Source organism: Caballeronia sp. LZ033 (genome assembly GCF_031451265.1).
Lineage (GTDB): Bacteria > Pseudomonadota > Gammaproteobacteria > Burkholderiales > Burkholderiaceae > Caballeronia.
Genome location: NZ_JARUXQ010000001.1, coordinates 3,110,133 through 3,124,705 on the forward strand (window position 1 = coordinate 3,110,133; position 14,573 = coordinate 3,124,705).

Here is a 14,573-nt window from a genome sequence, read left to right on the forward strand (position 1 = left end):
GCGGAGGACCCGCGCTTGCGGAGATCGGCGCGGCATCGCCGGAACGGGCTCGGGCCGGCGCCAACGAGAAGATGAATGAGAGGATGAGCGCGATAGCCCATGACATCGCGATGAAGCAGCGAATCAGCAATGGCGTGCGCACGGGTGGAGACAGGTGTGCGCGGTCGGCGCAGCGGATAGGAAGCAAAGACGCAGTGTAGAGTCTTTCCCTCACCGCGCATGTGAAGAAGTGTCGTCACGCGGGGAAGCATCGTCAATCGATGTGGATCGGCCTCACGCCGGCTCGACCACGAAGCCTCGCTTCCTGAGCAGCTCCAGCACGCCGCGCGGCCCGCCCAGATGCAATGCCCCGATGGCCACGAACACGGGTTTATCCGGCGCCGCCATCTGCACCATGCGCTGCACGAAGCGCCGGTTGCGTTCATACACCACGCGATTGTCGACCTGGGCGGCCAGCGACCGGTTCCTGGCCAGCTTGCTCGACTTCGCATCGTCCCAGGCCTTGAGCGCGTCCGCATCGCCGATGCGCCACAGCCGGTGCAGTTCCTTTACATCCGCGATGTTCTCGGCCGGCGTCTGCACGAGATCCTGTCCGAGCATCTCGCGCTGCTGCGCCGACGTCAGCCGCGTGAAGGTGGAAATCTGTTCGTTCAACGACTCCAGCCCGACAATCTTTCCGCGCGCCCGCAGATAGACGTTCTGCAACTGCGCCTCGGTGCCGTACTCGCTTTCGAAACCGGCCTTGAGCGTGTCGTAGGTTTCGATCAGCATCGACGCCAGCCATGGCCGCGTGTGCCGCAACTGCTTCAGCGCTTCCGGATGCGAGCGCATGCGCGTCTCGACCTGTTGCCACATCGGATCCGGCAGATAGTCGAGCAGGCACTCGCTGCGGCACATGCCGTAGCGGTTCACGTCTTCCTGGGACAGCAGGAGGTCGTCGGGGGAAATCTCGAGCGCGAGCGTAGGCGACGCTTCGAGCGCGGCGAGTATGCGTGCGCGAAACGGTTGCTCGGGCGGATAGTCGTTCGGGAAACCGACGTGCAGCGTGCCGAGCACGTAAATGGTTGTGGCGCCCTTGGTCGCGACGTAGAACGGCATGCGCGGCGGCTGCGCGCGGACCGGGCCGCTTGCCGTGGTGCCGTTCGAGCGGTCGGTGCGCGGCGGAGGTACTTGCCGGGAAGGCGCGGCGGCCGGTCCGGCGTCGCCGGCGGCCTGCGGGGTGCGCGAACCGCCGACGGCAAAACTGTCGGAAGCGACGCAAAGTCCGGCCGTAAACAGCACGAGCGACAGCGCAAGGGCTGTCGCATGGGCGAACGCCGCGCGGAAGAAGCGCGGCTTGACGTGTGAATCCGGCACGACCGACATCTTAAAACATTCGTGTGTCGGCCCGTCCATTCGTCTGCATGAAGCAACGCGAAGTCGCGCAGCGCCGACCGGGAAATCAGCCCTCGTCTTCGCCGACCTCCTCCGCGCGATGACACGACACCTGCCGTCCGTCCACCACGCGCAGCTTCGGCTCCTCGGCGCGGCAGCGTTCGATCGCATACGGGCAGCGCTGATGGAACGTGCAGCCCGAAGGCGGATTGAGCGGCGACGGCATTTCGCCCTGCAGCTTGATCTTGATGCGCCGGTCTTCCTCGAACAGCGCGGGCGTGGCGGACATCAGCGCGCGCGTGTACGGATGGCGCGGCCGGGCGTAGATGGTCTCCTTGTCGCCGAGTTCGGCGATGCCGCCAAAGTACATCACCATCACATCGTCGGCAATGTGCTCGACCACCGAGAGATTGTGCGAGATGAACACATAGCTCGTGCCGAACTGCTCCTGCAGGTCCATGAACAGATTGAGGATCTGCGCCTGGATGGAGACATCGAGCGCGGAGACCGGCTCGTCCGCGACGACGATCTGCGGATCGAGGATCATCGCGCGCGCGATCGCCACGCGCTGGCGCTGTCCGCCGGAGAACATGTGCGGATAGCGCGACGCATGCTCCGGACGCAGCCCGACCGTGCGCATCATGTGGGCGATGCGCTCGGCGCGTTCGGTGGCGCTGAGCTTGGTGTTGATCGCAAGCGGTTCGCCGAGCGTCTGCTCGACGGTCTTGCGCGGGTTCAGCGAAGCGAACGGGTTCTGGAACACCATCTGGATGCGTTGCCTTAACTCGGCGACCTTCGCCTTGCTCGCGCCGGCGACATCATCGCCTTCGATCAGCAGGCGGCCCGACGTCGGCGTTTCGATCATCGTCAACTGACGGGCGAGCGTTGACTTCCCGCAGCCCGATTCGCCGACGACCGCGAGCGTATGCCCGCGCTTCAGTTCGAACGACACGCCGTTCAGCGCCTTCACCGTGCCGTGCTGGAACGCGCTGCGCTTCACGTCGTAATGTTTCGCGAGCTGGTCCGCCGCCAGCACGATGTCCTGATTCAGCTGCTTGGGTACGGCGTTCATCGCGCGCCTCCTTCCACCACTACGTCGATGTTCAACGGCTTGATGCAGCGCGCGCGCACCGCCGGATCGTTGCTGTCGAGCGAGAACAGGTCCGGCCGGCCCTTCCAGCATGCCTCGACGACATACTTGCAGCGCGGCGCAAACAGACAGCCGCTCGGGCGATCGTCCTTGCCCGGCACCATGCCCGGCAGCGCCGCCAGCCGTGCGGCGCCGCGGCTATGCTCGGGAATCGCGGCGAGCAGCGCTTCGGTATAGGGATGATGCGGCTCACTGAAGATCGTCGGCACGTGATTCGTTTCGATGATCTCGCCCGCGTACATCACCGCCACGCGCTGCGCCACTTCGGAGACCACGGCAAGATCGTGCGAGATCAGCACCAGCGCCATGCCGCGTTCCTTCTGCAGGCGCACGAGCAGTTCCATGATCTGCGCCTGGATGGTCACGTCGAGCGCGGTGGTGGGCTCGTCGGCGATCAGCAGCTTGGGGTTGCACGCCACCGCCATCGCGATCATCACGCGCTGGTTCATGCCGCCCGACATCTGGTGCGGGAACGACTCGATGCGGCTCTTTGCATCCGGAATGCCGACCTGGTCGAGCAGTTCGACCGCGCGCTTGTGCAGCGCGTCGCCGCGCAGGCCCTCGTGCAGCTTCAGCACTTCCTTGATCTGATAGCCGACGGTGTAGCTCGGGTTCAGGCTCGTCAGCGCGTCCTGGAACACCATCGCGATGTCCTTGCCGATGATCCTGCGACGCTCGCGCGCCGAGGCCTTCAGCAAGTCCTTGCCGTCGAAGGTGACCTGGTCGGCGCTGACCTTGCCGGGCGCGTCGATGAGGCCCATCAGCGCCATCATCGTGACGCTTTTTCCCGAGCCGGATTCGCCGACCACGCCCACCACTTCGCCGGGCTTCACGGACAGGTCGATGCGATCGACGGCCTGCGTGCCGCCGAACGTCACCTGCAGATTGCGGATAGTCAAAAGGTCATTCATGTCGTCAGCCCATCCGCTTCAGTTTCGGATCGAGCGCGTCGCGCAGCCCGTCGCCCAGGAGATTGATGACGAGCACCGAGATCAAAATCGAGAGGCCCGGCATGGTGACGATCCACCAGGCGCTTTCGATATAGTCGCGCGCCGAGGCCAGCATCGCGCCCCACTCCGCCGCCGGCGGCTGCACGCCGAGGCCGAGGAAGCCGAGCGCGGCGGCATCGAGAATGGCGGACGAGAAACCGAGCGTGGCCTGCACGATCAGCGGCGCCGCGCAGTTGGGGAGCACTTGCGAGAACATCAGGCGCACGGTGCCCGCGCCGGCCACGCGCGAAGCCGTCACGTATTCCTTCTGCAACTCGCCGAGCGCGGAGGCGCGCGTGAGCCGCACATAGCCCGGCAGCGCGACGATGGCGATGGCGAGCATCGTGTTGACGAGTCCCGGCCCGATGATCGCCACGACCGCGACCGCCAGAAGCAGCGAGGGCAGCGCGAGCAGCACGTCCATGACGCGCATGATCGGCGTGTCGAGCCAGTGGAAGAACGCGGCCATGAGACCGAGCACGATGCCCGGAATCAGCGCCAGCACCACGGACACAAAGCCGATCCAGAACGACAGCCGAGCGCCGTACATGAGACGCGAGAGGATGTCGCGGCCGGCTTCGTCGGTGCCGAGCAGGAACATGCGGTTGCCGCCATCGAGCCACGCGGGCGGGATCTTCACGTAGTCGCGATATTGCTCGATCGGGCTATGCGGTGCGATCAGCGGCGCGAACAGCGCGACCAGGATCAGCAGCAGCACGATCAAACCTGCCACCACGGCGCCGCGATTGCGTGAGAAGTTGGCCCAGAATTCGCGGGCGGCCACCATGCGGCCGGAAGGCGGCGGCGTGATCGCTTGCGAGGGGAGATTGTTTTGGATGTCAGCCATGATCGTGTCGTGATTACCTCGTATGGCGAATGCGCGGATTCAGCACGCCGTAGAGCAGATCCACGACCAGATTCACGACGATCACGAGCGTCGCGATCATCAGAATGCCGCCCTGCACGACGGGATAGTCGCGCCGCGAGATGGCGTCGATGAGCCACTTGCCGACGCCCGGCCACGAGAACAGCGTCTCGGTCAGCACCGCGCCCGCGAGCAGCGTGCCGACCTGCAGGCCGATCACCGTGACGACGGGAATCAGCGCATTGCGCAGCGCATGCACGATGACCACGCGCAACGGCGAGAGCCCCTTGGCGCGCGCGGTACGGATGTAGTCCTCGCGCAGCACTTCGAGCATCGAGGAGCGCGTCATGCGCGCGACCACTGCCAGCGGAATCGTGCCGAGCACGATGGTCGGCAGGATCAGATGGCTCACGGCCGAGGTGAACGCGCCTTCGTCGGATGAGAACAGCGCGTCGATCAGCATGAAGCCGGTCACGTGCGGAATGTCGTATTCCACCGCGATGCGGCCCGACACCGGCGTCCAGCCGAGCTTCGCCGAGAAGAACATGATGAGGATCAAGCCCCACCAGAAGATCGGCATCGAATAGCCGGTGAGCGCGGTGCCCATCACGCCGTGATCGACGACCGTGCCGCGTTTCAGCGCCGCCGCGACACCCGCCGGCAGGCCGACGACGAGCGCGAAGATCATCGCGCAGATCGACAGTTCGACCGTGGCCGGAAAGCGTGCGAGGAACTCGCCCATCACGCTGGTGTTGGTGATGATCGAGGTGCCGAGATCGCCCTTGAGCGCATGCCCGACATAGGTGAGGTATTGGAGCGGAAGCGGCTGGTCGAGGCCGAGGCGCTTCATGGCTGCGGCGTGCATGGCCGGGTCCACGCCGCGCTCGCCCATCATCACTTCGATGGGATCGCCCGGAATCAGGTGGATCAGCGCGAACGCGAGAATCGTGATGCCGATGAACGTCGGTATCACCATGCCTATGCGTCGCAAAACGAATCGGAACATGATCGCCCTTTTCGGTCTTGGGGGGACAAAAACGTATCCGGCGGCTTGGATCTCGTGGACCCGCGCCGCCGGACCTTGTACTTGTTATTTAGTGCAAAAAGCGTTCTGCTGCAAAGACTTGCCGCAAAGCTTATTGCATGCCGACGCCATCGAAGCGCACGTAGCCAAGCGGCTCGATCTTCATGTTCGTCACCTTCTTGCTGACCGGCTGATAGACCGTCGAGTGCGCAATCGGCGAGAAGGGCAGCTGCTGCGCGAAGATCTGCTGGGCGTCGGTGTAGGCCTTGGTGCGCGCGGCGACGTCGGTGGTCGAGCGGCCCTTCACGACGAGATCGTCGAACGGCTTGTAGCACCACTTCGAGAAGTTGCTGCCCTTGACCGCATCGCAGCCGAGCAGCGTGCCGAGCCAGTTGTCGGGATCGCCGTTGTCGCCGGTCCAGCCGATCAGCAGCGCATCATGCTCGCCCGCGTGCGCGCGCTTCAGATACTCGCCCCACTCGTACGACACGATGTTCGCCTTCACGCCGATCTTGGCCCAGTCGGCCTGGATCATCTCCGCCATCAGGCGCGCGTTCGGGTTGTAGGCGCGCTGCACGGGCATCGCCCACAGCGTGATCTCCATGCCGTTCGGGAAGCCTGCCTTCGCGAGCAGCGCCTTCGCCTTCGCGGTGTCGTACGCCTGGCCCTTCAGGTTCTTGTCATAGGACCATTGCGTGGGCGGCATCGGTGCGGTGGCCGGCTGGCCTGCGCCCTGATACACGGAATCGATGATCGCCTTCTTGTTGATCGCCATGTCGAGCGCGCGGCGCACGTCGGTGTTGTCGAGGCCCTTCTTGGTCACGTTGTACGCCACATAACCTTCGTTGAAACCCGCCTGCGACGGCGTATCGACGTTCGATGCCGACTTCAGCGCCGCGATGTCGCCCGGACGCGGATAGCTCATCACCTGGCACTCGTTGCTCTTCAGCTTCTGCACGCGCACGGCGGCGTCCGGCGTGATCGAGAAGATCAGCTTCGAGATCTGCACCGCGTTCGGCTTCCAGTAGTCCGGGTTGCCGTCGAAGCGGATGGTCGCGTCCTTCGTATAGCTGCGGAAGATGAACGGGCCCGTGCCGACCGGCTGCTGGTTGATGTCGGCGGCCTTGCCGTCCTTCAGCAGCTTGTCCGCGTACTCGGCGGACAGGATCGATGCGTATTCCATCGCCATGTTCTGGATGAACGGCGCGCTGACTTCCTTCAGCGTGAACTTCACGGTGTACGGATCCACCTTCTCGATCTTCGAGATCAGCTTGTCCATGCCGAGGTCGGTGAAGTACGGGAACTGGACGTTGTATGCCTTGCGGAACGGATTGTTCGGGTCGAGCATGCGGTTGAACGTGAAGATTACGTCGTCCGCGTTGAATTCGCGCGTGGGCTTGAAGAACGACGTCGTCTGGAACTTCACGCCATGACGCAGGTGGAACGTGTAGGTCAGGCCATCCGGCGACACATCCCATTTTTCGGCGAGACCCGGCTCGACCTTCGTGCCGCCGCGCTCGAATTCAACCAGGCGGTTGTACACGGTGAACGTGTTCGCGGTGAAGTCGGTGCCGGTGGTGTACTGGGCGGGATCGAAGCCGGCGGGGCTGCCTTCCGAGCAGTACACCAGCGTCTTGTTGGGGATCGCGGCGTGCGCGACGGTGGCCGCGAACAGCGTCGCCGTAGCGATGGCGCCCGCGAGCGCAGGTCCGCGGACGGCTCGCAACAGGCTGTTTTTGTTCATGTTTTCCTCCAGGTCGATGCCGGCTTTCATTCCGGCGTAGCGCGAGTGTATAGGATCGCGTCGGGTGCTTTTTCAAGCGTTTGCGCGAATGCGGGCGCTACCGTAGCACGAACAAAAGTGGCTTGCGTAGTTGGTTTTCCCCACTAGAGTTTGTCGCCGATGGCGGGTCGATAAGGGCAGGTTATCGACCATACGCGCAAGTAATAGACCTTGGCGCGTCCATGCGCAAAGAGGAGATTCGTAAGGGAAGGGAAAGAACCGCGCGACGGACGCCGCGCGGTCAAAGCAGAAAGTGAAACTCAGGCAGACACTCAGGCGCTCTTGAAGCCGAGCCGCTCGCACACGGTCTTCGCGGCCCACGCGCCGTTCAGCGTGTAGAAGTGCAGGCCGGGCGCGCCGCCGTCGATGAGGCGCCGGCACAGGCCCGTCACCACATCCACGCCGAAGGCGCGGATCGACTCGCGGTCGTCGCCGAAGCTTTCCAGCCGGCGCGCGACCCACTTCGGCACTTCGGCGCCGCACATGTCGGAGAAGCGCATCAGTTGCGAGAAGTTGGTGATCGGCATGATGCCCGGCACCACGGGTACGTCCACACCGAGCTTGCGCGCTTCCTCGACGAACCTGAAGTACGAGTCCGCGTTGAAGAAGTACTGCGTGATCGCGGAATTCGCGCCCGCCTTCACCTTGCGGGCGAAGTTCTCGAGATCGGCGCGCGGCGACTTCGATTGCGGATGAAACTCCGGATATGCGGCCACTTCGATGTTGAACCAGTCGCCGTGCTCCTGGCGGATGAACGCCACGAGTTCCGACGCATAGCGCAACTCGCCGACTTCGCCCATGCCCGAAGGCAGGTCGCCGCGCAGCGCGACGATATGGCGGATGCCGTGCCCGCGATAGTTCGAGAGGATCGCGCGCAGATTCTCCTTCGAGGAGCCGATGCACGACAGATGCGGCGCGGCTTCGAAGCCTTCCGCGGCCATCTCGAGCACGGTATCGAGCGTGCCTTGCTGCGTGGAGCCGCCCGCACCGAAAGTCACGGAGACGAACTTGGGCGAGAGCGTCTTCAGTTCGGCGCGGGTGGCGCGCAGCTTGTCCACGCCCTCTTGCGTCTTCGGCGGGAAAAACTCGAATGAAAGTTCGATCGGTTTCATGATGAGAAGGGATCGAGCGGCGGCGACGCAGGGGCGATCTGACTCAGCCGAAGTTGCGGTTGCCGAAAATCAGCGCCGACAACAGCCAGGACACGATGCTGTACAGGATCGAGCCGAAGAACGCGGACCAGAACCCCGAAACCTCGAACCCCTTCAGCAGTGACGAGCACAACCAGAAACACAGCGCGTTCACCACGAGGATGAAGAGGCCGAGCGTCAGGATCGTGACCGGCAGCGTAAGGAGGATGAGGACCGGGCGCAGGATGGCGTTGATGAGCCCCAGCACCACAGCGATGATGAGCGCCGTGCCGAAACTGCGAATATGAATCGACGGCACGAGATAGGTGATGATCAACAGCGCGAGCGCGTTGATCAGCCATGTCAGCAGCACGGTCATCGATGATTCTCCGGTTGATGCGTCAGGTCGCCGGCGCCGCACGGATGCGCGGGCATCCGTGCGGACGCGGGTCGCCGCCGGCGGTTAATAGCGGTAGTGGTTCGGCTTGAACGGACCGTTCTTGCCGACGCCGATATAGCCGGCCTGCTCGTCGGACAGCACGGTCAGTTCCGCGCCGATGCGGCCCAGATGCAGGCGCGCGACCTTCTCGTCGAGATGCTTCGGCAGCACGTAGACCTTGTTCTCGTACTTGTCGCCCTGGCAGAACAGTTCGATCTGCGCGAGCGTCTGGTTCGTGAACGAGTTCGACATCACGAAGGACGGATGGCCCGTTGCGCAGCCGAGGTTCACGAGGCGGCCTTCAGCCAGGATGATGATCTTCTTGCCGTCCGGGAAGATGATGTGATCGACCTGCGGCTTGATGTTGTCCCAGGTGTACTGGCGCGTCGAGGCGATGTCGATTTCGGAGTCGAAGTGGCCGATGTTGCAGACGATCGCGTTGTTGCGCATGGCCTTCATGTGATCGTGGTTGATCACGTGATAGTTGCCGGTGGCGGTCACGAAGATGTCGGCCTTGTCGGCGGCGTATTCCATCGTCACGACGCGGTAGCCTTCCATCGCGGCCTGCAGCGCGCAGATCGGATCGATTTCCGTGACCCACACGGTGGCGCCCAGACCGCGCAGCGACTGCGCGCAGCCCTTGCCCACGTCGCCGTAACCCGCAACCACGGCGACCTTGCCGGCGATCATCACATCGGTGGCGCGCTTGATGCCGTCCACGAGCGATTCACGGCAGCCATACAGGTTGTCGAACTTCGACTTCGTGACCGAATCGTTGACGTTGATGGCGGGGAACGGCAGGCGGCCTTCCTTTTCCATCTGATACAGGCGGTGCACGCCCGTGGTGGTTTCTTCCGTCACGCCCTGGATGTGCGACAGGCGCGTGGAATACCACGTCGGATCGGCATCCAGATGCTTGCCGATGGACTTGTACAGCGCGACTTCTTCTTCGTTGGTCGGCTTGCTGATGACCGAGCGGTCCTTTTCAGCCTTCGCGCCGAGGATCAGCAGCAACGTGGCGTCGCCGCCGTCGTCCAGGATCATGTTGGCGAATTCGCCGTTCGGCCATTCGAAGATGCGGTGCGAAAATTCCCAGTACTCGTCGAGCGATTCGCCCTTGAACGCGAACACCGGCGTGCCGCCTGCGGCGATCGCGGCGGCGGCGTGATCCTGCGTCGAGAAGATGTTGCACGATGCCCAGCGCACGTCCGCGCCCAGCGCCGTGAGCGTTTCGATCAGCACGCCCGTCTGGATGGTCATGTGCAGCGAACCGGCGACGCGCGCGCCCTTCAGCGGCTGCTGCGCCTTGTACTCTTCGCGCGTCTGGATGAGACCCGGCATTTCCGTTTCGGCAATGTCGAGTTCTTTCCGGCCCCATGCGGCCAGCGACATGTCGGCGACGACGTAATCCTTGGAATCCTTGGAATCGAGAACTGCGGCGTTCATCACGCCCTCCTTTTCTAAAAAGACTAGAAATGTTGACGTGAGCGCCGTTCGAATGCGGGGGCTCTGGGGGGCATTGCACATGCCTTCGAACCGTCCGGATTGAATGCTCCGAGCCTGGCGGGCGTTTTGAAAGCCCGTCGCAACGCTCCTCGGAAGCGAACGCCGATTGTAGCAAAGACTCGTCGGACGAAGGCGCAACGGCCGCGCGCCGAAGCGGGTTTTTGGCGGGCCGGTGCGAGACTGCCGGGCCGCGTTTCGGGATCAGAAAGGAAGGATGGACAAGAGCGGCGCGAGCAGGACCATGGCGACGCCCGCGATCATCATGGTCAGGCTCGCGACGACGCCTTCCTCGCTGCCGAGCTCACGCGCCTTCGCCGTGCCGACGCCATGCGCCGCCGCGCCGAACAGCGCGCCGCGCGCGAGCCGCGTGCGCAGCGGCAGGAGCGCCAGCACGATTTCGCCGAACAGCATGCCGCACACGCCGGTGGCGATCACGAACAGCGCGGTGAGGTCCTTGGGCGCATGGATCTTGTCCGACACGGCCAATGCGAACGGCGTGGAGACGGAGCGCGTTGCGAGGCTGCGCTGCAGTTCCGGCGACAGATGCAGCAGCTTGGCCAGCGCCAGCGAGCCGCCCACCGCCACCAGAATGCCGACCGTCACGCCGACGGTCAGCGAGATCCAGTGCCGCTTGATGAGCGTGCGGTATTCGTAGATCGGCACGGCGAAGGCCACGGTGGCAGGGCCGAGCAGCCACATGAGCCAGCGCGTGTCGGCGAAGTAGACCTGGTACGGAATGCGGGCCATCACGACGATGATCCCGAGCACCACTGGCACCGCCAGCAGCGGCGTGAGCCACGGACGCCGGAAGCGTGCGTAGAGCTGCTTGGCCGCGAAGTACAGCGCCACGGTCAGAACCAGGCAGCCCGCCGCGATCAGACGGGCGGAATCGTCGGCGAACAGGGATTCGTAGAAGTGGTTCATGGCGGCGCTCGGGGTGTTCAGACGCGGGCGGCGTGCCGCGTGACGAGCGCGCGGCGCAATGCGAGACGCCGCTCGAGACGCGCGGCACGATCGACGGCGAAGGCCACCGCGACCATCACCATCAGCGTTCCGCCGACCACCACCAGCGCGAGCCGCCAGCCGTCTTCCAGAAACAGGCCGCCGTACTGGACCGCCGCGACGGCGGCCGGGATGAAGAACAGCAGCATGTCCGCCAGCAGCCAGTCGGCGCCGGCCTTGACCCAGCGCGGCGCGATGCCGCCGCAGAACAACAGCGCCAGCAGCGCGACCAGCCCCACGACGCCGCCCGGAACCGGCAGCGACAACTTGCGCGCGACAAAATCCGCGGCGGCCCAGATCGCGGCCAGCACTGTCGATTGCAGTGCGACGCGCACGAAGCGGCCAAACGCGCCACGGGCGTTGCGGGTTTGGGCGGGGCTGGCGAGGGCGGCGGACATGGCGGTCTTCTCGGGGTCTTGGGCGTTGAACTAGGGTTAACCTGTAGACCGAGTATATGGGCGCCCCAAGCATAATAAAAATGACTTAACCTTATTCAAATCATTCCAATCCGGAATCCGGGAGCCGACGATGGAACTACGCGCTTTGCGGTACTTCATCGAAGTGGTGAAGCAAAAGAGCTTTACCGCCGCCGCCGAACACATGTTCGTGACCCAGCCGACCATCAGCAAGATGGTGAAGGCGCTGGAGGACGAGGTCGGCTCGCCGCTGCTGCTGCGCGAAGGCCGTCAGATGGTGCTCACCGATGTCGGGCAGATCGTCTGGCAACGCGGCGCCGAAGTGCTGGCCGCGCACGCGCGTCTGGAAGCCGAACTGAACGATCTCGGCACCTTCGGTCGCGGCACGCTGACCATCGGCATTCCGCCGATGGGCGGATCGCTGTTCACGCCGGCCATCGCCGCGTTCCGGCAACGGTATCCGAAGGTCGAACTGAAGCTGTTCGAGCGCGGCTCGAAGGCGATCGAGGCGGCGCTGCTCGACGGCGAACTGGAACTGGGCGGCGTGCTGCAACCCGTCGATGCCGACCTGTTCGACGTGCTTCCCGTCAGCCGCCAGCTGCTGTGGCTGGTGGCGCAGAAGGGCTCGCGCTGGGACGACGCGCAGGAAGTCGCGCTCGCCGATCTCGCCGCCGAACCCTTCGTGTTCTACGGCGAAAGCCTCGCGCTCAACGATGTCGTGCTCGCCGCGTGCCGCGACGCGGGTTTTGCGCCGACCATCGTCGGGCGCAGCGGGCATTGGGACTTCATCTCGGCGCTGGTGCAGGCCGGCATCGGCATTGCGTTGCTGCCGGCGCCGTATTGCCGGCGGCTGGACGCCGAAGCGTTTACGTGCCGACCGGTGGTCAAGCCGGAGATCCACTGGGACATGGCGCTCGGCTGGCGGCGCAACGGCTATCTGTCGCATGCGGCGCGCGCGTGGATCGAGGTGGCGCGCGAGATGCTGCCCGCCAATCTCGACCAGGACTTCATGGCCGACGGATTTTCTCGCGGGCGCCGTGGCAAGCCGGCCGAATAGCGGCGCGCGGTGAACCTGCACAGCCTATGATTTGTTGAGTATCCGTCGAGCGGGACCCCGCCTGCCCGCCGACAACCGGCGCGGCCCGTCCGGTGCGCGCCGCGCCCAGGAGACCGAAGATGTCCGCGATTTCGCCCGCCTCATCCGACACCGCTGCTCTGCCGTTCCAACAAACCCACGAAGTCACCAATCAGGTCGAGCCGCTTGTCGGCTATGACGCATTCGCCTTCGATCACGCGCTCGTCGCGGCGCTCCGCCGCGAGGGCGCGCAATGGCACGCGGAGGCGCTCTCGAACGATGGCATGGCGCTGACGCAGCCGGATGTCGTCGCGCTCGCGGAGCTGGCCAACCGGCACGAACCGGCGCTTTCGACCCACAGCCCGCGTGGTCAACGCATCGACGCGCTGGAGTTTCATCCGGCCTGGCACGAACTGCTGCGGCGTCTGCGCCGGGCGGGCGCGCACGCGATGCCGTTCGAGCCGTCCGCGCAGCCGGGATCGATGGCCGCGCGCTGCGCCGCGTATTTCCTGCACGGGCAGCTGGAATCGGGTTCGCTGTGCCCGATCACGATGACCTTCGCCAGCATTCCGGTCTTGCGCAACGAGCCCGACCTGTACGCGCGGCTTGCCCGGCCGCTGCTGTCGCGCGAGCACGATCCGCGCGACATCCCCCTGGAAGCCGGCAAGCATTCGATGATGATCGGCATGGGCATGACCGAGAAACAGGGCGGCTCGGACGTGCGCAGCAACCGCACGCGCGCGCATGCGCTGGGCGCGCCGGGACGCGGCGGCGCCTATCGGCTGATCGGGCACAAATGGTTTTTCTCCGCGCCGCAATGCGACGCCCATCTCGTGCTCGCGCGCACCGAAGAACAAGGCGGGCTGTCGTGTTTCTACGTGCCGCGCTTCCAGCCGGATGGCCGCAAGAACGCGGTCGAGGTCCAGCGGCTGAAGGACAAGCTCGGCAACCGCTCGAACGCGAGCAGCGAAGTGGAGTTCCGCGATGCCTACGGCGTGATGATCGGCGAGGAAGGACGCGGCGTGCCGACCATCATCGAGATGGCGAACTTCACGCGGCTCGATTGCGTGATCGGCAGCGCGGCGCTGATGCGCGCGGCGCTCGTGCAGGCGATCCACCACGCGCGGCGCCGCAGCGCGTTCGGCGCGCCGCTCGTCGATCAGCCGCTGATGCGCAACGTGCTCGCCGACCTCGCGCTCGAATCCGAAGCGGCCACGGTGTTGTTCATGCGTCTCGCGGGCGCGTTCGAGGACAGCACGGCGCCGGGCGGATCGGCGCAAGCGCGCGCGTGGCGGCGCATCGTGACGCCGGCCGCGAAGTTCTGGGTGTGCAAGCGCGCGCTCGAATTCACCGGCGAGGCGATGGAAGTCTGGGGCGGCAACGGTTATGTCGAAACCGGGCCGATGGCGCGCTTCTACCGCGAGGCGCCGGTGAACTCGATCTGGGAAGGCTCGGGCAATGTGATGTGCCTCGACGTGCTGCGCGCGTTCGAGCGCGAACAGGACGCCGCGCACGCGCTGCTCGCCGACTGGAACGCGACGGCCAGCGCGCATCCGGCGCTGGCGGGCGCACTGGCGTCGCTGATGAAGCTATTGACCGGCGATCCGGCGGCGCGCGAGGCATCGGCGCGGCGCATCGCGCAGCAGCTGGCGCTGTGCGCGCAGGGTGTCTTGCTGGCGCGGCATGCGCCGCAGGAAGTGGCGGATGCGTTCATCGAGACGCGCCTCGGCGACGCGCGGGGCGACACGGGGCGGGTCTACGGCACGCTGCCGGCGCGCTTCGATCACGCCGCGCTCGTGAACCGCGCCTTCGCGGCGTGA

13 protein-coding genes and 1 riboswitch are annotated in these 14,573 nt (G+C 65.1%); of the genes, 2 read left to right on the top strand and 11 right to left on the bottom strand.

All coding sequences use genetic code 11. The features are described from left to right. Positions 1-273: 273 nt before the first annotated feature. From QCE62_RS14545 to QCE62_RS14595, 11 genes are all read right to left on the bottom strand, one after another. On the bottom strand, positions 274-1,365 hold the full coding sequence (locus tag QCE62_RS14545; RefSeq protein WP_309919074.1) for a TraB/GumN family protein: 1,092 nt from the start codon (positions 1,363-1,365) through the stop codon (positions 274-276). A 76-nt stretch (positions 1,366-1,441) separates the two neighbouring features. Then, positions 1,442-2,446: a peptide ABC transporter ATP-binding protein gene (locus QCE62_RS14550; protein ID WP_309919076.1), complete on the bottom strand. Its 1,005-nt coding sequence runs from the start codon at positions 2,444-2,446 to the stop codon at positions 1,442-1,444. Then, positions 2,443-3,435 (bottom strand): ABC transporter ATP-binding protein, encoded by a 993-nt coding sequence (locus QCE62_RS14555; RefSeq protein ID WP_309919079.1) that lies wholly within the window; start codon positions 3,433-3,435, stop codon positions 2,443-2,445. Before QCE62_RS14555 ends, QCE62_RS14550 begins: the two co-directional genes overlap by 4 nt. Positions 3,436-3,439: 4 nt before the next feature. Then, positions 3,440-4,360, bottom strand: a complete 921-nt coding sequence (locus QCE62_RS14560; protein WP_309919082.1) for an ABC transporter permease subunit — start codon at positions 4,358-4,360, stop codon at positions 3,440-3,442. Positions 4,361-4,373: 13 nt separating this feature from the next. Then, positions 4,374-5,384: an ABC transporter permease subunit gene (locus QCE62_RS14565; RefSeq protein WP_309919084.1), complete on the bottom strand. Its 1,011-nt coding sequence runs from the start codon at positions 5,382-5,384 to the stop codon at positions 4,374-4,376. 130 nt (positions 5,385-5,514) lie between these two features. Further along, a complete protein-coding gene (locus tag QCE62_RS14570; RefSeq protein ID WP_309919087.1) occupies positions 5,515-7,146 on the bottom strand; it encodes an ABC transporter substrate-binding protein in 1,632 nt (543 codons plus the stop codon). Positions 7,147-7,457: 311 nt separating this feature from the next. Then, on the bottom strand, positions 7,458-8,297 hold the full coding sequence (gene metF / locus QCE62_RS14575) for a methylenetetrahydrofolate reductase [NAD(P)H] (RefSeq protein ID WP_309919091.1): 840 nt from the start codon (positions 8,295-8,297) through the stop codon (positions 7,458-7,460). Positions 8,298-8,340: 43 nt separating this feature from the next. Then, positions 8,341-8,694 carry a phage holin family protein gene (locus QCE62_RS14580; RefSeq protein WP_309810664.1) on the bottom strand — a complete coding sequence of 118 codons (354 nt, stop codon included), beginning with the start codon at positions 8,692-8,694 and terminating at the stop codon, positions 8,341-8,343. 84 nt (positions 8,695-8,778) lie between these two features. Then, entirely contained in the window at positions 8,779-10,200 is a 1,422-nt protein-coding gene (gene ahcY, locus QCE62_RS14585) for an adenosylhomocysteinase (RefSeq protein WP_309810667.1), read from the bottom strand. 32 nt (positions 10,201-10,232) lie between these two features. Further along, a riboswitch (S-adenosyl-L-homocysteine riboswitch) is annotated at positions 10,233-10,358 on the bottom strand. Positions 10,359-10,461: 103 nt separating this feature from the next. Next, on the bottom strand, positions 10,462-11,184 hold the full coding sequence (locus tag QCE62_RS14590) for an LrgB family protein (RefSeq protein WP_309919095.1): 723 nt from the start codon (positions 11,182-11,184) through the stop codon (positions 10,462-10,464). 17 nt (positions 11,185-11,201) lie between these two features. Continuing rightward, a complete protein-coding gene (locus QCE62_RS14595) occupies positions 11,202-11,660 on the bottom strand; it encodes a CidA/LrgA family protein (RefSeq protein WP_309919098.1) in 459 nt (152 codons plus the stop codon). A gap of 130 nt (positions 11,661-11,790) precedes the next feature. Between QCE62_RS14595 and QCE62_RS14600 the strand changes: the two genes are divergently transcribed. Together QCE62_RS14600 and QCE62_RS14605 are read left to right on the top strand one after the other, a co-directional pair. Beyond that, positions 11,791-12,735: a LysR substrate-binding domain-containing protein gene (locus tag QCE62_RS14600; protein ID WP_309810676.1), complete on the top strand. Its 945-nt coding sequence runs from the start codon at positions 11,791-11,793 to the stop codon at positions 12,733-12,735. A 119-nt stretch (positions 12,736-12,854) separates the two neighbouring features. Then, positions 12,855-14,573 (top strand): isovaleryl-CoA dehydrogenase, encoded by a 1,719-nt coding sequence (locus QCE62_RS14605; protein ID WP_309919100.1) that lies wholly within the window; start codon positions 12,855-12,857, stop codon positions 14,571-14,573.